A 24,319-nucleotide genomic window follows, 5' to 3' on the forward strand; every position below is an offset into this window, starting at 1 on the left:
CGAGCGGATCGAGGGCGACATCTCGGACACGTGCGCGACGCCAGGTCGTCCTCACCGCCGCGATCGAGGCTTCACCGGCGGGACGGGGCGTTCGGGCCCCACTGCGCGGTCAGCGGTTCCGAACGCGGATGATCGCCATCGCCGCCAAGGCGACTGCGGTCACGTACGCGAGCCCGATCGCCACCTCCGCAACGAACGCTGCCAGCACGAACCCGCCGTCCATCCGGGCAGAACTCACCACCGCCCAGATCACGACGATGACGCCTGCCGAGAGCATCACGCTCTGAGCGGTGCTGAGCCCTGAGGCGACCTGCCGTCGACCCGACCCCCGGGACAGTGCGGCAGCCCCTACGACCAGCCCGACCATGCCGAGCGTGAAGGCGACGTAGACCAGCGCCGACCCGATCGAGTCATCCCCGTTGACCTGTGCCAACGCAACCGCCACCGCCACGAGGACGATCACTGCGACCACCCAGCGTTCACGGGTGGTCCAATCGCTCAGGCCACGCATGTGGACACCCTTCCTCCACTTCGACGTGCCTGGCGACCGCGCATGAGGTTCCTCTGGTGGCGCGCCAGCCCCGATGGCCGACTCCTGTTCGTCAGCGTGATCCTCGGTTCGACGCCGCGTCAACAGGATGTTGACGGGTCCTGAGCGAGCGGGAACTGTCGCCCCGCGCGTGCCTCGTCGCCCCGAGCACCAGGGCGACCTGAGTCCAGGAGTGGCCCGCGAGGGAAAAGCCCGGGGGAGAAGCCAGCCGCTGAGACAGCAGAAGGCCCCGCATCTCTGCGGGGCCTTCGGGGTGGTGGGCGATACTGGGTTTGAACCAGTGACCTCTTCCGTGTCAAGGAAGCGCGCTACCGCTGCGCCAATCGCCCGTGTGGAGTTGTGAATGATGCGAGGTGGGTACGGGATTTGAACCCGTGTAGACGGATTTGCAGTCCGTTGCCTCGCCTCTCGGCCAACCCACCGTGGAGGCCCACGACCTGGGGGAGACCTCTCCGAGCGGACAACGAGACTCGAACTCGCGACCTCAACCTTGGCAAAGTTGCGCTCTACCAACTGAGCTATGTCCGCTTGCTACCCCGGCCGGTTTCCCGTCCTGAGCGCGAGTGGAACAGTAGTACATGGGTTGCGCGGGTCCAAAATCGGGTCCCGGGTTAGCGTGTCCGCCCGGCACTTCGCGCCGCATAGGGTGACGCCATGCGTGCGTGGCTCAACGGTGACCTGCTGACCGACCCGACCCAGGGAGCGATCGCGGTCACCGACCACGGCTTCACGGTGGGCGACGGGGTGTTCGAGGCGGTGAAGACCGTCGACGGGGTGCCGTTCGCGCTGGGCCGCCACCTCGACCGCCTCGAGCGCTCCGCCGCCGGCCTCGGGCTGCCCGCCCCCGACCTCGACGTCGTACGACGTGGGGTGGACGCGGTGCTGGCCGACGGGGCTGCGGACGACCGGATGGGCCGGCTGCGGATCACCTGGACGGCTGGGCCGCACCCGATGGGCTCGGGCCGCGGCGGTGGCCCCCCGACGCTCGCCGTGGCCTACAGCGCCATCTCTCACCCTGCCCCGGCGACGACCGTCGTCACCGTGCCGTGGACCCGCAACGAGCACGGCGCGACGGCGGGGCTCAAGACGACGTCGTACGCCGAGAACGTGATCGCGCTGGCGTACGCCGCCGAGCGTGGCGGCACCGAGGCGGTCTTCGCGAACACCGCCGGCAACCTGTGCGAGGGCACCGGCTCCAACGTCTTCTACGTCGTCGACGGCGAGCTCCGCACCCCCACCCTCGACTCGGGCTGCCTGGCCGGGGTCACCCGCGACCTGGTCATCGCCTGGTGCGGGGCCCGCGAGGTCGACGAGCCGCTCACTGAGGTCGTCACGACGGCCAGCGAGGTCTTCCTGGTCTCGACTACCCGCGACGTCCAGGCCGTCTCGCGGTGGGACGACCGCGACCTGCCGACGCCGGGACCGGTCACGCGCACGTGTGCGGAGACGTGGGCCGCCCGCGAGGCTGAGACGATGGAGCCGTGAACTTCACACTCGACCCCGACCTCGTCGCCCGACTCCACCCCACTGCCGAGGGCCTGGTCCCCGTCGTGGTGCAGCAGCAGGGCTCGGGCGAGGTGCTGATGCTCGCCTGGGTCGACCACGAGGCACTCGCCCGCACGATCGACACCGGCCGGGCGACGTACTGGTCGCGCTCGCGTCGCGAGTACTGGGTCAAGGGCGACACCTCCGGGCACGTGCAGTGGGTCAAGGAGATCCGCCTCGACTGCGACGGCGACACCCTGCTGTTCGTCGTGGAGCAGGTGGGCGGGGCCTGCCACACCGGTGACCGCACCTGCTTCGACGCCGACCTCGTGCACCGCTTCGATGACTGAGCCGGCCCGGAGCGATCGCCGCCGGAGCTCCTTCGGGCCCGTCGTGCTGGTCGGGCTCGTCGTCGCGACCCTCGGGGCGATCGCCGGCGGCAAGCCCTGGGTCGCGGGTCGCTCCGGCGCCTTCGACACGAGCGCCGACGACAACCAGGCCATGGTCTCGACGCTCTCGGCCAACGGGGCGGGGGAGTCACCCCTCGCACTGGCGCTCGCCCTCGTGGTCCTCGCCTGCTGGGGCGTGCTGCTGGTCACGCGCGGCCGGTTCCGCCGTGCCGTCGCCGTGCTCGCGCTCGTCGCCGCGCTCGGCCTGGTCGCCGCCACGGTGGAGGCGTGGTGGAGCCTGCCCACCAAGCTCGGCGACGCGCTGCAGCAGCTCTCCGGCGCCGACACGGTCAGCACGAGCTTCACCGCCTGGTACTACGCCGCGCTCGTCGCGGCGGCGTTGTGCGTCGTGACGACGCTGGCCGCGGTCCGCCTGGTGCCGTCGTGGCCGGAGATGGGCACGAAGTACGACGCGCCGGCGGCCGGGCGGGACACGTCGGGTGCGGCGGCCGGCGGGACCACCGTCGGCACCGTGGGCGTCGCCGGAGCCGACGAGGCACCGGTCGAGAACATCGACATCTGGAAGGCCCTCGACGAGGGCCGGGACCCGACCGCCTAGACTCGGCGCGCAACGATCCGGTACGACGAAGGAGCACCCACGATGGCGTCAGGCCACGGCAACACCCCCGCTGCTTGGACCGCGGTGGCGGTCGCGATGCTCGGCTTCGTCGTCGGCAGCGTCGCCCTGCTCCAGACGCCGGCCAACATGACGCTGCTCTGGATCGGCATCATCGTCGCGGTCGTGGCGTTCCCGCTGTTCCTCGTGCTCGCCCGGCTCGGCTTCGACGCCTCCGACCACTGAGCCGATCACCGAGCCCGGACCGCTGATCCGCGGCCGCTGACCGGCTGCGGACGTCCTCGGTCCGGCACCGTCCGACCTCTGGGCACCGGCCCCGCCCGGGCTGGGCCCGGGTGAGAGGCTGAGCCCATGCCAGCGACCGTTCTCGACGACATCGTCGCCGGGGTGCGGGAGGACCTCGCGCGCCGCGAGTCCGCCCTCCCGCTGTCCGACCTCCTCGCCCACCTCGGCGACGCACCTGCGCCGCGCGACCCGATGCCGCACTTCCGTGCCCGCGGGTCGAGCGTCATCGCGGAGGTCAAGCGCCGCAGCCCCAGCAAGGGTGCGCTCGCGGACATCCCCGACCCGGCCGAGCTCGCGCAGGCGTATGCCCGCGGTGGTGCGGCCGCGATCTCGGTGCTGACCGAGGAGCGTCGCTTCGGCGGCAGCCTCGCCGACCTGCGTGCGGTGCGGGCGGCGGTGGAGACGCCGATCCTGCGCAAGGACTTCATCGTCGACACCTACCAGCTCGTGGAGGCGCGGGCCGCGGGTGCCGACCTGGCCCTGCTGATCGTCGCGGCCCTGGACGACGACACCCTGCGCCGCCTCCACGAGGAGGCAGGCGAGCTCGGCCTCACCGTCCTGGTCGAGGTCCACGACGAGGCCGAGGTCGAGCGAGCCCTCGCCCTGGACGCGGAGCTGATCGGAGTCAACAGCCGCAACCTCAAGACCCTCGAGGTCGATCCCGACGTGTTCGGCCGCCTCGCTCCCCAGATCCACAGTGACGTGGTCCGGGTGGCGGAGAGCGGCATCACCAGCGTGGCCGACGTCCAGCGCTTCGTCTCCGAGGGCGCGGGAGCGGTGCTGGTCGGCGAGGCGCTGGTCAAGGACGGCGACCCGGAGGCCGCCGTACGTGCGATGACAGGAGTGACGGCCCGATGAGCCAGACCCAGAGCCAGACCCAGAGCCAGGCACTGCCCGGCGGTCCGATGCGCTACGAGGCGGACGAGCGCGGCTACTTCGGCGGGACCTGGGGCGGCCGGTTCATGCCCGAGGCCCTCGTCGCGGCGCTCGACGAGCTGACCGTGGCGTGGCAGGACGCGATGGCCGACGCGTCCTTCGTCGCCGACTTCGAGCGGGTCCTGCGCGACTACGCCGGTGTCCCGAGCCGGCTCTACCACGCCGAGCGGCTCTCGGAGAAGGTCGGCGCCCGCGTGCTGCTCAAGCGCGAGGACCTCAACCACACCGGCGCCCACAAGATCCGCAACGTGATGGGGCAGGCCCTGCTCACCAAGCGGATGGGCAAGTCCCGCGTGATCGCCGAGACCGGTGCCGGCCAGCATGGCGTGGCCAGCGCCACCGCGGCGGCATGGTTCGACCTCGACTGCACCGTCTACATGGGCGCCGTCGACACCCGGCGCCAGGCGCTCAACGTCGCCCGCATGCAGCTGCTCGGCGCCAAGGTCGTCCCGGTCGAGTCGGGCAGCGCGACGCTCAAGGACGCCATCAACGAGGCGCTGCGCGACTGGGTCGCCAGCGTCGACCACACCGCCTACCTCTTCGGCACCGCCGCCGGGCCCCACCCGTTCCCGAGCATGGTGCGCGACTTCTGCCGCGGCATCGGCGACGAGGCCCGCGCCCAGTGCCTCGACCAGTACGGCGTCCTCCCGGACGCCGTCGCGGCCTGCGTCGGCGGCGGGTCCAACGCCATCGGCCTGTTCACGGCGTTCCTCGAGGACGACGGCGTGGAGATCCACGGCTTCGAGCCCGGGGGAGACGGTGTCGAGACCGGCCGCCACGCGGCCACCATCCACGCCGGCGAGGCGGGCGTGCTCCACGGCGCCCGCACCTACGTCCTGCAGGACGAGGACGGCCAGACCGTCGAGTCGCACTCGATCTCGGCGGGCCTCGACTACCCCGGGGTCGGACCGCAGCACTCGTGGCTGGCCGCGTCCGGGAGGGCGTCGTACACGCCGGTGACCGACGCGGAGGCGATGGAGGCGATGGCGCTGCTGAGCCGCACCGAGGGGATCATCCCCGCCATCGAGTCCGCCCACGCGATCGCCGGCGCCCTCGAGGTCGCCAAGCGGCTGGGGCAGGAGAAGGGCCCTGACGCGACGATCATCGTGAACCTGAGCGGGCGCGGCGACAAGGACATGGGCACGGCCATCGAGTGGTTCGGCCTCGGTGACGCCGACCTGGGCCCCGACGCCGACCTGGAGCAGGTCGCGGACGAGGCGGCACAGTGACCTCGACGAGCACCGCGTTCGAGAAGGCACGCGCGGAGGACCGCGCGGCCCTCATCGGCTACCTCCCGGCCGGGTTCCCCAGCGTCGAGGGCTCGATCAGGGCGATGCGCACGATGGTCGAGGCCGGCTGCGACGCGATCGAGGTCGGCCTGCCCTACAGCGACCCGGTCATGGACGGCCCCACCATCCAGGACGCCGCCCAGCAGGCCCTCGACGCCGGCGTCCGCACCCGCGACGTGATCGAGGTGGTGCGCGCGGTTGCCGAGACCGGTGTGCCCACGCTCGTGATGACCTACTGGAACCCCGTCGAGCGCTACGGCGTCGAGCGCTGGGCGAGCGACCTGGCTGAGGCCGGGGGAGCCGGGCTGATCACGCCCGACATCACCCCCGACCACGGCTCGGCGTGGATCGCCGCGGCGGATGAGCACGACCTCGACAAGGTGTTCCTCGTCGCGCCGAGCTCGACCGACGAACGCGTCGCGATGACCGTGGCCGAGAGCCGGGGCTTCGTCTACGCCGCCGCCGTCATGGGCGTCACCGGTGCCCGCGAGGCGACCTCCGACCTGGCCGGACCGCTGGTGCGCCGGGTGCGCGCCGCCGGCGACATCCCCGTCGCGGTCGGCATCGGCGTGAGCAACGGTGACCAGGCCGCCGAGGTCGCCCGCTTCGCCGACGGCGTGATCGTCGGCTCGGCCTTCGTCCGTGCCCTGCTCGACCACCCCGGCGACGAGGCTGCCGGGCTCGAGGCGCTGCGCGCACTCACCGCCGACCTCGCCGAGGGCGTACGCCGTGGGTAGAGCCCGCACCCTGCTGGCGGTGTCGCTGCTGGGCGTGGTCGCCGCCTGCGGTGGCACCCAGGAGCCGGCCGAGCTCACCGGCACCGAGCTGGACCCTCCCTTCGAGGTCTCCTCGACCCCGCTGGTCGACACCGAGGGGGAGGCCTACAGCCTCACGGAGGACACCGACAAGGACCTCACGCTGGTGTTCTTCGGCTACACCAACTGCCCCGACATCTGCGGACAGGTGATGGCCACCCTGGCGGGCACGCTCACCCGCCTCGACGAGGCGCAGAAGGACCGGCTCGACGTGGTCTTCGTGACCACCGACCCCAAGCGCGACACCGAGCAGGTCGTCGAGGACTACGTCGACGCCTTCGACCCCAGCATCATCGGTCTCACCGGCGACCTCGACGACATCATCGAGATCGGCCTCAGCCTCAAGATCGGCATCGAGCAGGGCGACAAGCTGCCCAGCGGCGGCTACGACGTCACGCACGGCACGCAGGTGATGGCCATCGACGCCGACGACGAGACCCCGGTGTTCTGGGACTACGACGTCTCCCAGGCGCAGCTGGCCCACGACGTCACGTTGTTGCTCGACCGAGGATGATGCTCCCCATGCCGTTCGCCCTGCCGTTCGCGTCCCCCCTGGTGACCCTGCTCTCCATCCCCAGCCCGTCCGAGGGCGTGTGGCACCTCGGCCCCGTGCCGATCCGTGCCTATGCGCTGTGCATCATCGCCGGCATCGTCTTCGCCATCTGGCTGGGCGAGCGGCGCTGGATCGCGCGTGGCGGCGAGCCGGGCGAGGTCAGCGACCTCGCCATCTGGGCGGTGCCGTTCGGTCTCGTCGGCGGCCGGCTCTACCACGTCATCACCGACTGGGAGCTCTACTTCGGCGAGGACAAGAACCCCGTCACGGCGCTCTACGTCTGGCGCGGCGGCCTCGGCATCTGGGGTGCCATCGCCCTCGGGGCGCTCGGCGTGTGGATCGGCGCGCGGCTGCGCGGCATCAAGCTGCTGCCGTTGCTCGACGCGCTCGCCCCGGGCGTGCTGGTGGCGCAGGCGATGGGTCGCTGGGGCAACTGGTTCAACCAGGAGCTCTACGGCCGACCGACCGACCTGCCGTGGGGCCTGGAGATCGACGCCGCCCACCGCCCCGCGCAGTACCTCGACGTGGCGACGTACCACCCGACCTTCCTCTACGAGTGCCTGTGGAACCTGGCCGCCTTCGCGCTGCTGATCTGGCTGGACCGGCGCTTCCGGCTCGGCCACGGTCGCGTGGTCGCGCTCTACGTGATGCTCTACACCGCCGGTCGCGGCTGGATCGAGAACCTGCGCATCGACGACGTGCAGATGGACGACGTCTTCGGCCTGCGCCTCAACGTGTGGACTTCGATCGTCCTGTTCGTCCTCGCCACCGCGTTCTTCCTCTGGTCGGCCCGTCGCCACCCCGGGCGCGAGGACGTGGTGCGCGCCCGCGAGCCCGTGACCCGCGAGCCGGACGGGGCCGACGGCGACCACCCCGACGACGCCGACGGGACCGACGGGACCGGGGAGCGGGAGACCGCCGGTCCCACGGCCTGAAACGGCGACCGCCGCGGCCTGACAGCGGTGATACATTCCGTCTCGCTCGGGCCAACGTCGTCCCCAGCGGTAACGCCCACCCCTCGGCACGCCTGGGATCGCACCACCGGATCCGCCGGCACCCGAGACGACGACGGGAGAATGCCTCCATGCACGCATTCCCGCCGAGCTTCCCTCCTGCGCAGGGTCTCTACGACCCGCGCCACGAGAAGGACGCCTGTGGCGTCGCCATGGTGGCGACCCTGACGGGTGAGGCCAGCCACGACATCGTGGCCAAGGCGCTCACCGCCCTGCGCAACCTCGACCACCGGGGCGCCGCGGGCGCCGAGGTGAACTCCGGCGACGGCGCCGGGATCCTGCTCCAGGTCCCCGACGCCTTCCTGCGCGAGGTCGTCGACTTCGACCTGCCGCCGGCCCGCGCGTACGCCGTCGGCACCGCGTTCCTGCCCGGCGACGCCGACACGGTGGCCAAGACGCGCCAGCGCATCGAGGAGATCGCCGATGAGGAGGGCCTCGCGGTCCTCGGCTGGCGCGAGGTTCCGGTCGACGACTCCACCCTCGGCGCGACCGCCCGCAGCGTGATGCCGTCCTTCGCCCAGCTGTTCGTGGCCGGCCGGGGCGCGCGGGTCACCGGCATGGGCCTCGAGCGCCTGGCGTTCTGCCTGCGCAAGCGCGCCGAGTCCGAGACGGACGTCTACTTCCCGTCGCTGTCCTCGCGCACGCTGGCCTACAAGGGCATGCTCACCACCGACCAGCTCGACCGGGTCTTCCCCGACCTGACCGACGAGCGGGTCGCCTCGGCGATGGCGGTCGTGCACTCGCGCTTCTCGACCAACACGTTCCCGAGCTGGCCGCTGGCCCACCCGTTCCGGTTCATCGCGCACAACGGCGAGATCAACACCGTGATGGGCAACCGCAACTGGATGCGCGCCCGCGAGGCGCTCCTCGAGAGCGACCTGATCCCCGGCGACCTGGAGCGGCTGTTCCCGATCTGCACGCCGGGTGCGTCGGACTCGGCGTCCTTCGACGAGGTGCTCGAGCTGCTGCACCTCGGCGGGCGGTCCCTGCCGCACGCGGTGCTGATGATGATCCCGGAGGCGTGGGAGAACCACCGCGACCTCGACCCCAAGCGTCGCGCGTTCTACGAGTTCCACTCCACGCTGATGGAGCCCTGGGACGGGCCCGCCTGCGTGGTCTTCACCGACGGCACCCAGGTCGGCGCCGTGCTGGACCGCAACGGACTGCGCCCCTCGCGCTACTGGGTGACCGACGACGGCCTCGTGGTCCTCGCCTCCGAGGTCGGCGTGCTCGACCTCGACCCCGCCACGGTCGTGCGCAAGGGCCGCCTGCAGCCGGGCCGGATGTTCCTCGTGGACACCGAGGAGCACCGGATCATCGAGGACGAGGAGGTCAAGAGCCAGCTCGCGGCCGAGCACCCCTACGACGAGTGGCTGCACGCCGGGCTGATCCACCTCGACGACCTCGACGACCTCGAGCACATCGTCCACACGCACGCCTCGGTGACGCGGCGCCAGCAGATCTTCGGCTACACCGAGGAGGAGCTGCGCGTCCTGCTGAGCCCGATGGCCAACACCGGCGGTGAGGCGCTCGGCTCGATGGGCACCGACACCCCGATCGCAGCACTGAGCGACAAGCCGCGACTGCTGTTCGACTACTTCTCCCAGCTGTTCGCGCAGGTCACCAACCCGCCGCTCGACGCCATCCGCGAGGAGCTCGTCACCTCGCTGAGCGGCTCCATCGGTCCCGAGGCCAACCTGCTGCACCCGACGCCGGCGTCGTGCCGGCAGGTCGTGCTGCCGTTCCCGGTCTTCTCCAACGACGACCTGGCCAAGATCCGCCACATCAACCGCAACGGCGACATGCCGGGCTTCCAGGTCCACATCGTCCGCGGCCTCTACGAGGTCGCCGGGGGAGGGGAGGCCCTGGCCGCGCGGCTCGACGAGCTGAGCGCCGAGGTGTCCGCCGCGATCGCCGACGGTGCCCGGATCATCGTGCTCTCCGACCGTCACGCCACCGCCGACCTGGCGCCGATCCCGTCGCTGCTGCTCACCGGCGCGATCCACCACCACCTCGTCCGCGAGAAGACCCGCACCCAGGTGGGCCTGCTCGTCGAGGCCGGTGACGTGCGCGAGGTCCACCACGTGGCCCTGCTCGTCGGCTACGGCGCGGCGGCGGTCAACCCCTACCTCGCCATGGAGTCCGTGGAGGACCTCGCCCGCGAGGCCTACTACGTGAAGGTCGACCCCGAGAAGGCCGTCGCCAACCTGATCAAGGCGCTCGGCAAGGGCGTGCTCAAGGTGATGTCCAAGATGGGCGTCTCCACCGTCGCCTCCTACACCGGCGCCAAGATCTTCGAGTCCGTCGGCCTGTCCCAGTCGGTCGTCGACCGCTACTTCACCGGTACGACGTCCAAGCTCGGCGGCATCGAGCTCGACACGATCGCCGAGGAGGTCGCGCGCCGGCACGCGACGGCGTACCCGCGGGGAGGCATCGCGCCGGCGCACCGCGAGCTCGCCATCGGCGGCGAGTACCAGTGGCGTCGTGAGGGCGAGCCGCACCTGTTCGACCCCGAGACGGTGTTCCGGCTGCAGCACTCCACCCGCACCGGCAGCTACGACATCTTCAAGCAGTACACCGACCGGGTGAACGAGCAGTCGCAGCGACTCATGACGCTGCGCGGGCTGTTCACCTTCAAGGACGCCAGCGGGTCGGGCCGGGAGCCGATCGACATCGACGAGGTCGAGCCGGTCTCGGCGATCGTCAAGCGCTTCTCCACCGGGGCGATGTCCTACGGGTCGATCAGCAAGGAGGCCCACGAGACGCTGGCGATCGCCATGAACCGGCTCGGTGGCAAGTCCAACACCGGTGAGGGCGGTGAGGACCCCGACCGGCTCTACGACCCCGAGCGACGCTCGTCGATCAAGCAGGTCGCCTCGGGACGGTTCGGCGTCACGTCCGAGTACCTCACCAACGCCGACGACATCCAGATCAAGATGGCGCAGGGCGCCAAGCCCGGCGAGGGCGGCCAGCTGCCCGGTCACAAGGTCTACCCGTGGGTGGCCAAGACCCGGCACTCCACGCCCGGCGTCGGCCTGATCAGCCCCCCGCCGCACCACGACATCTACTCGATCGAGGACCTGGCGCAGCTGATCCACGACCTCAAGAACGCCAACCCGGCGGCGCGCATCCACGTGAAGCTCGTCTCGGAGGTCGGCATCGGGACGGTCGCAGCCGGGGTGTCGAAGGCGCACGCCGACGTCGTGCTGGTCTCCGGCCACGACGGCGGCACCGGCGCCTCGCCCCTCACCTCGCTCAAGCACGCGGGCGGCCCGTGGGAGCTCGGCCTCGCCGAGACCCAGCAGACCCTGCTGCTCAACGGGCTGCGCGACCGGATCGTGGTGCAGGCCGACGGCCAGCTCAAGACCGGGCGCGACGTGGTCATCGCGGCGCTCCTGGGCGCCGAGGAGTTCGGCTTCGCGACCGCGCCGCTGGTCGTCAGCGGCTGCATCATGATGCGGGTCTGCCACCTCGACACCTGCCCGGTGGGCGTCGCGACCCAGAACCCGGTGCTGCGCGAGCGCTTCAGCGGCAAGGCCGACTATGTCGTGAACTTCTTCGAGTTCATCGCCCAGGAGGTGCGCGAGCTGCTCGCCGAGCTCGGCTTCCGCAGCCTCGACGAGGCCATCGGCCAGGTCGGCACGCTCGACGTCGCGCAGGCGGTCGACCACTGGAAGGCCTCCGGGCTCGACCTGCGGCCGATCCTGCACCAGGCGTCGGCCCACGGTGAGTTCGGCCAGTTCGCGGACCAGGACCTGCGCAACACCAGGACGCAGGACCACGGCCTCGACAAGGCGCTCGACAACGAGCTGATCGCCATCGCCGCCCCGGCGCTGGAGTCCGGCGAGCCGGTCCGTGCCCAGGTCGCGGTCCGCAACGTGAACCGTACGGTCGGCACGATGCTGGGCCACGAGGTCACCAAGCGCTACCGCGGTGACGGCCTGCCCGACGGCACGATCGACATCACCCTGACCGGGTCTGCGGGCCAGTCGTTCGGAGCCTTCGTGCCGCGCGGGATCACCCTGCGGCTGGAAGGTGACGCCAACGACTACGTCGGCAAGGGCCTGTCCGGCGGCCGCCTGGTGGTGCGCCCCGACCGGGCCGCCGCTTTCGAGGCGGGCGAGCAGATCATCGCCGGCAACACCATCGGCTACGGCGCCACCTCGGGGCAGATCTTCCTCAGCGGTCGTGTGGGGGAGCGGTTCTGCGTCCGCAACTCCGGCGCGAGCGCCGTCGTCGAGGGTGTGGGCGACCACGGCTGCGAGTACATGACCGGCGGCATCGTCGTCGTGCTCGGCCCGACCGGTCGCAACTTCGCGGCCGGCATGTCCGGCGGCTACGCCTTCGTGCTCGACCTCGACGAGTCGCGGGTCAACCCCGAGCTCGTCGAGCTCGCACCGGTGCAGGGCAAGGGCGCCGAGGAGCTCCGGGCGCTCGTCGAGCAGCACGCCGAGGAGACCGGTTCCGCGGTCGCCACGGCACTCCTGTCCGACTGGGACACCTCGCTGGCTCGCTTCACCGAGGTGATGCCCAGCGACTTCAAGCGCGTGCTCGAGGCTCGTGAGGAGGCCCTCGAGGAGGGCCTCGACGAGGACGAGGCCGCCGCACGGATCATGGAGGTCCTTCATGGCTGACCCCAAGGGTTTCTTGAAGCACGGTCGCGAGGTCGCCTCGCGCCGTGAGATCGGCGAGCGGGTCAAGGACTGGAACGAGGTCTACCCCGACGGGATCGGGCGCGCCCTGCTCCCGATCATCAACACCCAGGCCGGACGCTGCATGGACTGCGGCATCCCGTTCTGCCACCAGGGCTGCCCGCTCGGCAACATCATCCCGGAGTGGAACGACCTGGTCTGGCGCGACGACTGGGACGGCGCGATGGACCGGCTCCACGCGACCAACAACTTCCCGGAGTTCACGGGTCGGCTGTGCCCGGCACCCTGCGAGACCGCCTGCGTGCTCGGCATCAACCAGGACCCGGTGACCATCAAGAACGTCGAGGTCTCGATCATCGACCGCGCCTGGGGCTCGGGCTACGTCCGCCCGCAGCCGCCGGAGTGGCTCTCGGGCAAGACCGTGGCGGTCATCGGCTCCGGGCCCGCCGGACTGGCGGCCGCCCAGCAGCTCACCCGCGCCGGCCACACGGTCGCCGTCTACGAGCGTGCCGACAAGATCGGCGGCCTGCTGCGCTACGGCATCCCCGAGTTCAAGATGGAGAAGAAGCACCTCGACCGCCGACTGGACCAGATGCGCCGCGAGGGCACGGTGTTCCGTGCGGGCGTCGACGTGGGTGGCCAGCTCACCGGCCCGCAGCTGCTCGCCCGCTACGACGCGGTCGTGCTCGCCATGGGGGCGACGGCGGCGCGCGACCTGCCCGTGCCGGGCCGCGAGCTCGGCGGCATCCACCAGGCCATGGAGTTCCTCCCGCAAGCCAATCGTGCCGCGCTGGGCGAGGCCCCGACCGCGGACGGATCGGAGCAGATCGTCGCCACGGGCAAGGACGTGGTGATCATCGGCGGCGGTGACACCGGCGCCGACTGCCTCGGCACGTCCATCCGCCAGGGCGCGCGCTCGATCACGCAGCTGGAGATCATGCCGCGGCCCGGGGAGGACCGGCCCGAGGGCCAGCCCTGGCCGACGTACCCGATGACCTTCCGGGTGTCCTCGGCGCACGAGGAGGGCGGGGACCGCGTGTACGCCGTCTCGACGCAGCAGTTCGTGGGCGACGCCGACGGTCACGTCGCCGGGCTCCGGTTGGTCGAGGTCGACGCGACGTTCCAGCCCGTCGAGGGCACCGAGCGGGAGATCCCGGCCCAGCTGGTGCTGCTCGCGATGGGCTTCGTCGGTCCCGAGAAGCCCGGCCTGGTCGAGCAGCTGGGCGTCGAGCTCGACGAGCGAGGCAACGTGCGGCGAGACGAGTCCTACGCGGCCTCGGTCCCGGGCGTCTACGTCGCCGGCGACGTGGGCCGCGGCCAGTCGCTCATCGTGTGGGCGATCGCCGAGGGCCGCAGCGCAGCGGCCGCCGTCGACGCCTACCTGACCGGATCGACGACGCTGCCGGCGCCGATCAAGCCGCACGAGCGCCCGCTGGTCGTCTGACCCGGTCGCGCCCGCCGCGCGGCGCGCGAGGGGGGAGCTCCGGACCACGGATTTTCCCTCCTGCGCGCCGCGCGGACGCCGAAGTGGTGGTTGGATCGTTCCAACACCCGCTAGGCTGAAGCACGTGCGTAGAGCCAAGATCGTCTGCACCCTCGGTCCCGCGGTGAACACCCCCGAAGGGATCAGAGCCCTCGTCGATGCCGGGATGGACGTGGCCCGGCTCAACATGAGCCACGGCCGGTACGCCGACCACGAGGCGGTGTACCGGATGGTCCGCCAGGCCTCCGACGACACCGGCCACGCGATCGGCATCTTCGCCGACCTGCAGGGTCCGAAGATCCGCCTCGAGACCTTCTCCGACGGACCGGTGAAGCTCAAGAAGGGCGCCCGCTTCACGATCACCACGCGCGACGTCGAGGGCGACGTCGAGCAGTGCGGCACGACCTACAAGGGGCTGCCCGGTGACGTGGAGCCCGGCGATCCGCTGCTCATCGACGACGGCAAGGTGCGGCTCAAGGTCGTCGCCGTCGAAGGCCAGGACGTCATCACCGAGGTCGTCGTGCCCGGCAAGGTCTCCAACAACAAGGGCATCAACCTGCCCGGCGTCGCGGTCTCCGTGCCGGCCCTGTCGGAGAAGGACACCGACGACCTGCGGTGGGCGTTGCGCCTCGGCGTCGACTTCGTCGCGCTCAGCTTCGTGCGCAGCGCCGACGACGCCGACGACGTCCGCGCCGTGATGCGCGAGGTGGGCATCTTCGTCCCCGTGATCGCCAAGATCGAGAAGCCGCAGGCGATCGCCAACATCGACGAGATCGTCGACGCCTTCGACGGCATCATGGTCGCCCGTGGCGACCTCGGCGTGGAGTGCCCGCTCGAGGACGTGCCGATCCACCAGAAGCTGATCATCGACAAGGCGCGGCGCAACGCCAAGCCGGTCATCGTCGCCACCCAGATGCTCGAGTCCATGATCTCGGCTCCCGCCCCGACCCGCGCGGAGGCCAGCGACGTCGCCAACGCCGTGCTCGACGGTGCCGACGCGGTCATGCTCTCCGGCGAGACGAGCGTGGGCGACCACCCCATCGTCGCGGTCGAGACCATGGCCCGGATCGTGGAGTCGACCGAGGACCACGGCCTGAGCCACATGGCTGCGGTGACGTGGAAGCCGCACACGCGCGGCGGCATCATCGCGAAGGCGGCCGCCGAGGTGGCCGAGAGCGTCGGCGCCAAGTACGTCGTCGCGTTCACGACCAGTGGTGACTCGGCCAAGCGCCTCTCGCGCTACCGGGGTCCGATCCCGCTGCTCGCCTTCACCCCCGAGGCCCGGACGCGCTCGCAGCTCGCCCTCACGTGGGGCGTGGAGACCTTCCAGGGTGCGCCGGTCGAGCACACCGACGAGATGGTCCGCCAGGTCGACGAGTCGCTGCTGCACATCGGCCGGGTCAAGGAGGGCGACCTCGTGGTGATCATCGCCGGCAGCCCGCCCGGCATCCCGGGCTCCACCAACGCCCTGCGGATCCACCGGATGGGCGACGCGATCAACGGCGCCGCACCGGCCTACCGCCGCCCGCGCTGACGCTTTCCACGCGCGGCTTCTGTGCGCGAATCCTGTGCGCGAAGTCCTCAGGTCCGGGCGCTCCCGGGCGATGGGTGAGGCGGTGACCTGACGACACGGACGTCCACGGCGCCGCGAGCCACCCGGAGAACAGCTTTCATGACTTCGCCCCGCCACGCCCTGCGAGACCTCAAGATCGGAGTGCGTCTCGCCGCCGCCTTCGCCGCCTGCGGCGTCCTCGTGGGCCTCGCCGCCTACCTCGGCCTCTCCGCCCAGAGCAAGGCCGACGGGATGCGCGACCAGCTCGAGCAGGTCGCCTCGCACCGCGCCCTCGCAGACCTGATGCTGATCAACATCAACGACATCACCGGCTGGCAGGGCCTCTACCTCGGTGACGCCGCCGCGTTCGGCGTCGACGAGGCACTGTCCGAGGACGGCTACAACCGCGACGGCTACCTCAAGAGCAAGGCCGCCATCGAGGCCATGTTCGCCGACGTCGACACGACCGGCCTGACCAGCGAGCAGAAGGACATCCTCGCGAGCACCGAGGCGAACTTCCAGCAGCTCTTCGACCAGGACGACTGGGTCGTGAGCCGGCTCGAGGCACGCGGCCTCGACGCCATGCCCCAGATCATGAACAGCATCAACGGCGGCGCCGCCGGTGAGGCGTGGACCGCGGTCTACGAGGACATGAGTGCCTTCGGCGACTCGCTCGCCAAGCAGGAGAAGGCGGTGCGGGCCGACCTCGAGGTCGTGTCGGCACGCGGTCACCAGATGGTCTACATCGGCCTGGCGCTCGTCATCATCGCCGGCACCGCCGTCGTCGTCGGCGTCACGCGCTCCATCACCCGTCCTCTGGGCCGCGCTGTCGCGGTGCTCCAGGCGGTGGCCGCCGGGCACCTCGACCGCAGGCTCGAGGAGGACCGCGGCGACGAGATCGGCCAGCTCGCGACCGCGCTCAACAGCGCCGTCGCCAACCTCGGCAACGCCATGTCGGAGATCGCGGGCACCGCGGTCCAGCTGGCCGGTGCCTCCGAGGAGCTCTCCGCGGTGTCCGGCCAGATGACCAGCTCGGCCTCCGAGGCGTCCGCCCAGGCCGGCCTGGTGTCGTCGGCGGCCGGCCAGGTGTCCAACAACGTGCAGACCGTCGCCGCCGCGACCGAGCAGATGGGTGCCTCCATCCGCGAGATCGCCGTCAACGCCAGCAACGCGGCGGGCGTTGCTGCCCAGGCCGTCGTGGCCGCCGAGTCGACCAACGCCACCGTCGCCAAGCTGGGCGAGTCCTCCACGGAGGTCGGCAACGTCATCAAGGTGATCAACTCCATCGCCGAGCAGACCAACCTGCTCGCCCTCAACGCGACCATCGAGGCCGCCCGCGCCGGTGAGGCCGGCAAGGGCTTCGCCGTCGTGGCCAACGAGGTCAAGGAGCTGGCCCAGGAGACGAGCAAGGCCACCGGCGACATCGACCAGCGCATCCGCGCGATCCAGGCCGACACCCAGGAGGCCGTCATCGCGATCTCCGAGATCGCCGGCATCATCGCCCAGATCAGCGACACCCAGACCGTGATCGCCTCCGCGGTCGAGGAGCAGACCGCCACCACGCAGGAGATGACCCGCTCGGTCGCCGACGCGGCTGTCGGCTCCACCGACATCGCCGAGAACATCACGGGCGTCGCCCGCACCGCCTCCGACACCCAGGCGGCCGCCGGCAGCACCAGCTCGGCCGCCGAGGAGCTGTCCCGGATGGCGCAGCGCCTCCAGGGCCTGGTCGCCCAGTTCACGTACGAGTCCAGCGCCGCGTCGGTCTGACGCTCGAGACATGTGGTCCGCGCCGGTGGTCGCCGCCGGCGCGGGCTACGACTTCGGCCCGATCAGCTCGTCCAGCCTCCCGACGGCCCCGCGACGGGAGACCGAGACGGTCCACGGACCGGATCGGCGCCAGGGGACCTCGGCGAGGTCCAGGGCCCAGCAGCAGAGCGCCATGATGTCCTCCGACCGGTTGGAGAACTGCCACCGCGGGTAGTCGTAGCGCTTCCTCTGCCCGGCGACGATCCGCGTGGCCCAGTTGTTCACGCGGGCACCGTCGGAGTGGAAGAGGCCGCGGAGGAAGTCGGCCGGGAACGCCCGCACCACGTCCTCCTGCCACGCCTCGAGACGGATGGCTCGCTCGTGCTTGCGACCCGGGCCGTGCTGGGGGAACAGGCAGGGCCAGTGCTTCCAGGTGGTGTGCACGACCAACGTGCCCGGGGCGCGCACGTGGGAGGCGCGGCCCTCTGGGTGGACCGCGCCGATGAGTCGGTCGATGTCACGGATCACGCTCGGCCACGCCGGGTCGCACGAGATCCTCAGTGTGGTGCGGGACCGATGGTGCGAGATGCAGCCGTCGCCCAGGTAGAACCCGAGGAGGGCGGCGTAATCATCACCGCGACTGGGGTACGACCCAGCGCAACGACAGCACTGGGTCGCGAGTGACCTGGGGTTTCGTGACCAGGCCCGGATCGTGGATCGGTGCATGCCCGTCGCCCTGCTCGCCGCGGACAGGCTCAAACCCTCATCGAGGAGCGCGAGAGCCCGGGCGCGTTCCGCTGGTTCGTACATGTGCCCAGCGTGAACCGGCCCACTGACGGTGCCCCGGGTGAGATTCGAACTCACACTGAATGCTGTTTGAGAGCATCGCCTCTGCCGTTGGGCTACCGGGGCCGAACGCTGGGAAACCGTACCCGACTAGCCTTTCCCCCGTGACGCAGCCTGTTGACGACAGCACCGCTCCGGACGACGTACGCCGGGTGGTGATCGCCGAGGACGAGGCGCTCATCCGCATGGACCTCGCGGAGATGCTCGGCGAGGAGGGCTACGAGGTCGTCGCACAGGCGGGCGACGGCCAGAAGGCCATCGAGCTCGCCCGCGACCTGCGACCCGACCTGGTGATCCTCGACGTCAAGATGCCGGTGCTCGACGGCATCGCGGCGGCCGAGGTGATCGCGGCGGAGCGGATCGCACCCGTCGTCATCCTGACCGCGTTCTCCCAGCGCGACCTGGTCGCCCGGGCCCGCGACGCGGGCGCGATGGCGTACCTCGTGAAGCCGTTCCAGCGCGGCGACCTCGTGCCGGCCATCGAGATGGCCGTGAGCCGGTTCGCCGAGATCACCGTCCTCGAACGCGAGGTCTCCGACCTCCAGGAGTCCCTGGCCACCCGCAAGGCGGTCGACCGCGCCAAGAGCGTGCTGCAGGAGAAGCTCGGCCTGAGCGAGCCCGACGCGTTCCGCTGGATCCAGAAGACCGCGATGGACCTGCGCCTGTCGATGAAACAGGTGGCCGACGGTGTCGTGGAGCACGGCGTGGCCGGCCTGGGCCGCGACAGCGACGCCTGACTGCCGACCACTGCGGGCGTCGACGGGACGCCCGACCGCAGATCTGACGGCCCCGGGATGCGCCAAGTGCGGAAACCGTCGATGACACCGGGCGTTTCGGTTCTGTTTCCGGTACAGACCGGTTGGTCACGAAACGACAACGGCCGCCCAAACCCATGGCGCAATCGTGTCCCGCGCCACATTCATGGTGTTAGGTTCCCCGCACGAGGCTGCCGAGGTGGACAGCCCATTGAACTACCCACAGAACTACGGAGGGATCCATGATCCGCTCATCCAGGACGTGGCAGGCTGTCGCAATCTCGGCAGTCGCCGGTCTGGCGCTCACCGCGTGCGGCACCACCGACACCGGTGGTGACGGCGACGCGGCAGGCGGCGACTGCAACTTCAAGATCGGTGTGATGGGCGCGCTTTCCGGCGCGAACGCCAGCATCGTCCTCCCGTCCGTCGACGGCGCCGAGCTGGCGCTGAAGCAGTGGGACAACGAGGACTGCGACGTCACGATCGAGAAGTTCGACACCGAGGGCGACCCGGCCAAGGCGACCCCGGTCGCGACCCAGATCGCGGGTGACGACTCCTTCATCGGCGTCATCGGTGGCGCGTTCTCCGGCGAGACCCGGGCGACCAAGGCCATCTACGGCGACGCCGGCGTGACCATGGTCAGCCAGTCCGCCACCGCGACCGACCTCACCCAGGACGACCCGTCGCCGGTGTTCCACCGGCTCGTGCCCTACGACGACTACCAGGGCGCGGCGATCGCGAAGTACCTCACCGACGAGCTCGGCGCCACGAAGGTCTTCGTCGTCGACAACTCCGAGGCCTACGGCGAGCCGCTGGCCGACCGCGTCGAGGAGACCCTCGGCGACAAGATGGCGCAGCGCGACAAGACGCAGGTCGGCCAGACCGACTTCGCCCCGACCATCTCCAAGATGGAGTCGGCCAAGCCCGACGCCGTCTTCTACGGTGGCTACATCGCCGAGGCCGCGCCGCTGCTCAAGCAGATGCGCGACGCCGGCATCGACGCCCCGTTCATCGGCGGTGACGGTCTCTACGGCTCCGACTTCGGCAACGCCGTCGGCGACGCCGGGGAGGGTGCCATCGTGATGTGCCCCTGCGCCCCGATCGAGGAGGACAGCACCTTCGCTGCCGACTACCAGGAGGAGTTCGGCTCGGCGCCCGGCGCCTACGCCGCCGAGGGCTTCGACGCGATGAGCGTCTTCCTCGCCGCGCTGGACGACGGTGCCCGCACCCGCGAGGACGTCGAGAAGTTCGTCGACGGCTACACCGGCGACGGTCTCAGCAAGGAGATCTCCTTCGACGAGAACGGCGACGTTCCCAAGGAGAAGGTGTCCTACTGGGCCTACAAGAACGAGGGCGGCACGCTCGTCCCCGACGTCGAGGTCAGCCCCGCCAGCTGATCCTCACGGATCGATCATGCACAACGGGGGCGGTCAGGTCTTGTGCCTGGCCGCCCCCGACCCATGGCCCCGACCGGGCCGCAATCAGGAGGGCCCTGAGTGGACTTCGATGCCCTGATCAACGGGTTGGACCGTCACACACTTGACGGCATCACCCGCGGATCCATCTACGCGCTCGTCGCGCTCGGCTACACCATGGTGTACGGCGTGATGAAGCTGATCAACTTCGCACACTCCGAGGTGTTCATGGTGGGCACCTGGGCAACGCTCGGGACCTACACCCTCATCGGCGCCAGCTCCGGCATGGGCGTCGGCATGATCATCGGGGCCACCGTGCTGGCGCTCCTCGCAGCCATGCTGGCCTCGGCAGGAACAGCCCTCGCCGTCGAGCGGATCGCCTACCGGCCGCTCCGCAAGAAGGGCGCCCCGCCCCTCATCTTCCTCATCACCGGCATCGGGTGCTCGATGGTCCTCGTCGAGACCTTCGGCCAGGTGCTCAAGGTCTTCTTCGGCCCGCCCTTCGGCCGCGTGCTCGTCAACGTGCCGGCGGTGCTGCCGACCAAGGTGGTCTTCACGATCCCGGGCATCGACCTCGCGATCACCAACACGCGCATCATCATCATCTTCGGCGCGATCGCGATGATGGTGGCGCTCGACTTCTTCGTGAACAAGAGCCGTCTGGGCCGCGGTGTCCGTGCCGTCGCCCAGGACCCCGACACCGCGTCCCTGATGGGTGTCAACCAGGACCGCGTGATCATGCTGGTCTTCGTCCTCGGTGGTGCGATGGCCGGTGTGGCAGCGCTGCTGTTCACCATCCAGTACGACAGCACCAAGTTCGACATCGGGTTCATCATCGGCGTCAAGGCGTTCACGGCCGCGGTGCTCGGTGGCATCGGCAACCTGCGGGGTGCGCTCATCGGCGGCCTCGTGCTCGGCGTCGTGGAGGTCTACGCCTCCACGGTCTGGGACTCCAGCTGGGCCGACGTCACGGCGTTCGTCGTGCTGGTCCTCGTGCTGATGTTCCGGCCCACCGGTCTTCTCGGTGAGTCCCTCGGAAAGGCGCGCGCATGAGCATCATCACGCAGTACACCAACCGCCTGCGCGACCGCCTCGACGTCCTGCCCACGTGGGTCCGGGCCCTCGGGCTGCTGCTCGTCGTGGCGCTGGCCTTCTACCTGCCCTACCTGAACGTCTTGCCGTTCGCCTACATCCGGACCGACCTGTCTGCCACCGGCACCGACTGGGCGAGCGTGCTGTTCCTGGTGGTCGTCTACATGATCGTGGCGGTCGGCCTCAACGTGGTGATCGGCCTGGCCGGACTGCTCGACCTCGGCTACGTCGGCTTCTACGCCCTCGGCGCCTACTCCGTGGCGCTGTTCGGCTCGACGTCGTCGCCCGTCGTCGAGGCGATCCAGAACAAGTTCGGCCTCTCCGAGGAGTGGGCCGTCCCGTTCGCGATCTGCGTCCCGATCGCCATCGCGATGGCGCTCATCGCAGGCGTGATCCTGGGTGCGCCGACCCTGCGGCTGCGCGGCGACTACCTCGCCATCGTGACCATGGGCTTCGGCGAGATCATCCGCATCTGCGCCCGCAACCTCGACAACGTCACCAACGGTGCCGCCGGCATCACCAACGTCCCGGTGCCGCCCGGCCCGGAGGTCGACGGACGTCCGTTCTTCAACGTCTCCGAGCCCGAGCGCTGGTACTGGCTGGCCCTGGTCGTGCTGATCATCCTCATCTGGATGGCCCGCCGTCTGGAGCACAGCCGCGTCGGTCGTGCGTGGCTCGCGATCCGCGAGGACGAGGACGCCGCAGCGATCATGGGCGTGGCCGCCTTCAAGTACAAGCTGTGGGCCTTCGCCATCGGCGCCTCGCTGGGCGGCATGGCCGGACTCCTGTTCGGCAGCAAGCAGCAGTACGTCGAACCCAACGGCTTCATGCTCAACCTGTCGTTCCTGTTCGTGGCCATGGTGGTCATCGGCGGCTCGGGCAACATCCTGGGCGTGCTGATCGGAGCGTTCCTGCTGACCTACCTGCCGGAGCGGTTCCGCGAGTTCCAGGAGTGGCGTCCGTTCGCCTTCGGTGTCGCGCTCGTCGCGGTGATGATCCTGCGCCCGCAGGGCCTGGTGCCGAGCAGACGGAGGGCCCGAGAGTTCGAGGACCGCAAGGTCGAAGCCGAGGAGGCTGCAGCCGATGTCTGACCAGAACCCCGCAACCCCGGCCTCACGGGAGTCGCACGCCGAGGGGCACGTCGCGGTGGCCCCGGACACCTCCGACCACGCGATGCTCAGCATGGACGTCGGCCAAGTGGGGGAGACCCTCCTGGAGATCGACCACGTCACGCTCCGCTTCGGCGGTGTGGTCGCGCTCAACGACGTCGACTTCTCGATCAAGCGGGGCGAGATCCTGGGCCTGATCGGACCGAACGGCGCCGGCAAGACCACGTGCTTCAACGTCATGACGGGCGTCTACACGCCGACCTCGGGCGAGGTGCGCTTCAACGGCCGGGCGATCAGTGGCAACAAGCCGCACAAGATCAACCAGCTCGGCATCGCCCGCACGTTCCAGAACATCCGGCTCTTCCCGGAAATGTCGGCGCTCGAGAACGTCATGGTCGGCTGCGACGCGCGCCACAAGACGAGCGTGCTCGGTGCGCTCTTCCGGGCCTACCGGGTCCGGCCGACCGAGGAGCAGCTGCCGGCGAACCCGCTGAAGCGCAGCCTCGCCAAGGTGTTCGGCATCAGCCGCCACACCCTGGAGGAGCGAGGCGGCCGCGAGCGCAGCATGGAGCTGCTCAAGTTCGTCGGCATCGCCGACCGGGCGCACGAGCTGTCGCGCAACCTGCCCTACGGCTACCAGCGTCGCCTCGAGATCGCGCGAGCGCTCGCCACCGAGCCGCAGCTGCTGTGCCTCGACGAGCCGGCAGCCGGCTTCAACCCGGCGGAGAAGGAGGACCTCATGGACCTCATCCGCCGCATCCGCGACCTGGGGCACACGGTCCTGGTCATCGAGCACGACATGAAGCTGGTCCTCGGCGTGACCGACCGCATCGTGGTGCTCGAGTTCGGCCAGAAGATCGCCGAGGGCACGCCCGAGGAAGTCGCCCGCAACCCGAAGGTCATCGCCGCCTACCTGGGAGAGCCCGACGATGCTGCTTGAGCTGAATGATGCCGTCCTCAACTACGGCAAGATCCAGGCCCTCCACGGCATCAGCGTGGAGGTCGCCGAGGGCGAGGTCGTCTCGCTGATCGGCGCCAACGGCGCCGGCAAGACCTCGACCATGCGAGCGCTGTCCGGCGTCCGCGGTCTGGCGGCCGGATCCGTGGTGTTCGACGGCGAGGACGTGACCAAGCTCCGCGCCGACCAGCGCCTGCGCAAGGGCCTGGTGCTCTGCCCCGAGGGCCGCGGGATCTTCCCGGGCATGACGGTCACCGAGAACCTCAACATGGGCGCCTACACCCGCAAGGACAAGGCCGCCATCGAGGAGGACTACGACCGTGTGTTCGGCCTCTTCCCGCGCCTCCTCGAGCGCAAGAAGCAGGTCGCCGGCACGATGTCAGGTGGTGAGCAGCAGATGCTGGCCATCGGGCGTGCCCTGATGTCGCGGCCCAAGCTGCTGATGCTCGACGAGCCGTCGATGGGTCTCGCGCCGATGCTGATCCAGCAGATCTTCGACATCATCACCGAGATCTCGCAGCAGGGCACCACGATCCTGGTCGTGGAGCAGAACGCCAAGCAGGCGCTCTCGCGCAGCGACCGGGCCTACGTCCTGGAGACGGGGCGCATCGTCAAGACCGGCACGGGTTCGGAGCTTCTTGACGATCCCTCGGTGCGAGAGGCCTACCTCGGCGTAGCCTGATGGACCTGCCGGCGGTATGGTCTCGTCCGGTGTGGTGGTGCCGCGAACAGGTCGGCAGGGGGCCACTGTGGGTG

The 24,319-nt window shown here is 70.3% G+C and carries 21 protein-coding genes, 4 tRNA genes and 1 pseudogene; 19 read left to right on the forward strand and 7 right to left on the reverse strand.

The annotated features are described in order from the left end of the window. Positions 1–109: 109 nt before the first annotated feature. From ASC64_RS11020 to ASC64_RS11035, 4 genes are all read right to left on the reverse strand, one after another. Positions 110–511 carry a hypothetical protein gene (locus ASC64_RS11020; protein ID WP_056907579.1) on the reverse strand — a complete coding sequence of 134 codons (402 nt, stop codon included), beginning with the start codon at positions 509–511 and terminating at the stop codon, positions 110–112. Between the two features lie 293 nt (positions 512–804). Further along, positions 805–879 (reverse strand) — tRNA-Val (locus ASC64_RS11025). A gap of 22 nt (positions 880–901) precedes the next feature. Next, positions 902–972 (reverse strand) — tRNA-Cys (locus ASC64_RS11030). A 33-nt stretch (positions 973–1,005) separates the two neighbouring features. Next, a tRNA-Gly gene (locus ASC64_RS11035) sits at positions 1,006–1,078 on the reverse strand. A 126-nt stretch (positions 1,079–1,204) separates the two neighbouring features. On the opposite strand from ASC64_RS11035, the gene ASC64_RS11040 reads away from it, so the two are divergent. From ASC64_RS11040 to ASC64_RS11100, 13 genes are all read left to right on the forward strand, one after another. Beyond that, entirely contained in the window at positions 1,205–2,035 is an 831-nt protein-coding gene (locus ASC64_RS11040; RefSeq protein WP_056907580.1) for an aminotransferase class IV, read from the forward strand. Then, positions 2,032–2,385, forward strand: a complete 354-nt coding sequence (hisI, locus tag ASC64_RS11045; protein ID WP_056907581.1) for a phosphoribosyl-AMP cyclohydrolase — start codon at positions 2,032–2,034, stop codon at positions 2,383–2,385. The genes ASC64_RS11040 and hisI overlap by 4 nt, the downstream gene beginning before the upstream one ends. Continuing rightward, a complete protein-coding gene (locus tag ASC64_RS11050; protein WP_082550381.1) occupies positions 2,378–3,043 on the forward strand; it encodes a Trp biosynthesis-associated membrane protein in 666 nt (221 codons plus the stop codon). The genes hisI and ASC64_RS11050 overlap by 8 nt, the downstream gene beginning before the upstream one ends. A gap of 42 nt (positions 3,044–3,085) precedes the next feature. Continuing rightward, the gene (locus ASC64_RS11055; protein WP_056907583.1) at positions 3,086–3,286 is read left to right on the forward strand and encodes an HGxxPAAW family protein; all 201 of its coding nucleotides are present in this window, start codon (positions 3,086–3,088) and stop codon (positions 3,284–3,286) included. A 126-nt stretch (positions 3,287–3,412) separates the two neighbouring features. After that, positions 3,413–4,204, forward strand: a complete 792-nt coding sequence (trpC, locus tag ASC64_RS11060; protein WP_056907584.1) for an indole-3-glycerol phosphate synthase TrpC — start codon at positions 3,413–3,415, stop codon at positions 4,202–4,204. Between the two features lie 47 nt (positions 4,205–4,251). Then, positions 4,252–5,511 (forward strand): tryptophan synthase subunit beta, encoded by a 1,260-nt coding sequence (trpB, locus tag ASC64_RS11065; protein WP_200937714.1) that lies wholly within the window; start codon positions 4,252–4,254, stop codon positions 5,509–5,511. Then, a complete protein-coding gene (gene trpA / locus ASC64_RS11070) occupies positions 5,508–6,308 on the forward strand; it encodes a tryptophan synthase subunit alpha (protein ID WP_056907586.1) in 801 nt (266 codons plus the stop codon). The genes trpB and trpA overlap by 4 nt, the downstream gene beginning before the upstream one ends. Then, positions 6,301–6,900 (forward strand): SCO family protein, encoded by a 600-nt coding sequence (locus tag ASC64_RS11075; protein WP_082550382.1) that lies wholly within the window; start codon positions 6,301–6,303, stop codon positions 6,898–6,900. The genes trpA and ASC64_RS11075 overlap by 8 nt, the downstream gene beginning before the upstream one ends. A gap of 8 nt (positions 6,901–6,908) precedes the next feature. Next, the gene (lgt, locus tag ASC64_RS11080) at positions 6,909–7,874 is read left to right on the forward strand and encodes a prolipoprotein diacylglyceryl transferase (protein WP_056907892.1); all 966 of its coding nucleotides are present in this window, start codon (positions 6,909–6,911) and stop codon (positions 7,872–7,874) included. A gap of 149 nt (positions 7,875–8,023) precedes the next feature. Further along, positions 8,024–12,586, forward strand: a complete 4,563-nt coding sequence (gltB, locus tag ASC64_RS11085; protein WP_056907588.1) for a glutamate synthase large subunit — start codon at positions 8,024–8,026, stop codon at positions 12,584–12,586. Continuing rightward, positions 12,579–14,048, forward strand: a complete 1,470-nt coding sequence (locus ASC64_RS11090) for a glutamate synthase subunit beta (protein WP_056907589.1) — start codon at positions 12,579–12,581, stop codon at positions 14,046–14,048. The genes gltB and ASC64_RS11090 overlap by 8 nt, the downstream gene beginning before the upstream one ends. A gap of 124 nt (positions 14,049–14,172) precedes the next feature. Beyond that, positions 14,173–15,621 (forward strand): pyruvate kinase, encoded by a 1,449-nt coding sequence (gene pyk, locus ASC64_RS11095; RefSeq protein ID WP_056907590.1) that lies wholly within the window; start codon positions 14,173–14,175, stop codon positions 15,619–15,621. A gap of 138 nt (positions 15,622–15,759) precedes the next feature. Then, a complete protein-coding gene (locus tag ASC64_RS11100) occupies positions 15,760–17,409 on the forward strand; it encodes a methyl-accepting chemotaxis protein (protein ID WP_056907591.1) in 1,650 nt (549 codons plus the stop codon). Positions 17,410–17,454: 45 nt separating this feature from the next. Here the strand turns inward: ASC64_RS11100 and ASC64_RS22775 are convergent, their stop codons facing one another. The 3 genes and pseudogenes from ASC64_RS22775 to ASC64_RS11110 all read right to left on the reverse strand — a co-directional run bounded on the left by ASC64_RS22775 (position 17,455) and on the right by ASC64_RS11110 (position 18,300). Next, positions 17,455–17,916 (reverse strand): hypothetical protein, encoded by a 462-nt coding sequence (locus ASC64_RS22775; RefSeq protein ID WP_235563732.1) that lies wholly within the window; start codon positions 17,914–17,916, stop codon positions 17,455–17,457. A gap of 177 nt (positions 17,917–18,093) precedes the next feature. After that, a pseudogene (locus ASC64_RS23005) lies at positions 18,094–18,198 on the reverse strand (helix-turn-helix domain-containing protein); the annotation flags it as partial. A gap of 29 nt (positions 18,199–18,227) precedes the next feature. Next, positions 18,228–18,300 (reverse strand) — tRNA-Leu (locus ASC64_RS11110). A 38-nt stretch (positions 18,301–18,338) separates the two neighbouring features. On the opposite strand from ASC64_RS11110, the gene ASC64_RS11115 reads away from it, so the two are divergent. The 6 genes from ASC64_RS11115 (at position 18,339) to ASC64_RS11140 (ending at position 24,245) form a co-directional block, all read left to right on the forward strand. Continuing rightward, positions 18,339–18,971: an ANTAR domain-containing response regulator gene (locus ASC64_RS11115; protein WP_056907593.1), complete on the forward strand. Its 633-nt coding sequence runs from the start codon at positions 18,339–18,341 to the stop codon at positions 18,969–18,971. A 260-nt stretch (positions 18,972–19,231) separates the two neighbouring features. Further along, positions 19,232–20,386: a branched-chain amino acid ABC transporter substrate-binding protein gene (locus ASC64_RS11120; protein WP_056907594.1), complete on the forward strand. Its 1,155-nt coding sequence runs from the start codon at positions 19,232–19,234 to the stop codon at positions 20,384–20,386. A gap of 99 nt (positions 20,387–20,485) precedes the next feature. Further along, the gene (locus ASC64_RS11125) at positions 20,486–21,457 is read left to right on the forward strand and encodes a branched-chain amino acid ABC transporter permease (protein ID WP_056907595.1); all 972 of its coding nucleotides are present in this window, start codon (positions 20,486–20,488) and stop codon (positions 21,455–21,457) included. Next, positions 21,454–22,587, forward strand: coding sequence for a branched-chain amino acid ABC transporter permease (locus ASC64_RS11130; RefSeq protein ID WP_056907596.1), 1,134 nt, complete (start codon positions 21,454–21,456; stop codon positions 22,585–22,587). Before ASC64_RS11125 ends, ASC64_RS11130 begins: the two co-directional genes overlap by 4 nt. Continuing rightward, positions 22,580–23,545, forward strand: coding sequence for an ABC transporter ATP-binding protein (locus ASC64_RS11135; RefSeq protein WP_156385136.1), 966 nt, complete (start codon positions 22,580–22,582; stop codon positions 23,543–23,545). Before ASC64_RS11130 ends, ASC64_RS11135 begins: the two co-directional genes overlap by 8 nt. After that, positions 23,535–24,245 carry an ABC transporter ATP-binding protein gene (locus ASC64_RS11140; RefSeq protein ID WP_056907597.1) on the forward strand — a complete coding sequence of 237 codons (711 nt, stop codon included), beginning with the start codon at positions 23,535–23,537 and terminating at the stop codon, positions 24,243–24,245. Before ASC64_RS11135 ends, ASC64_RS11140 begins: the two co-directional genes overlap by 11 nt. Positions 24,246–24,319 lie beyond the last annotated feature (74 nt).

Origin of the sequence: Nocardioides sp. Root122 (genome assembly GCF_001425025.1) — a bacterium.
In the GTDB taxonomy this organism is placed as follows: Bacteria; Actinomycetota; Actinomycetes; order Propionibacteriales; family Nocardioidaceae; genus Nocardioides.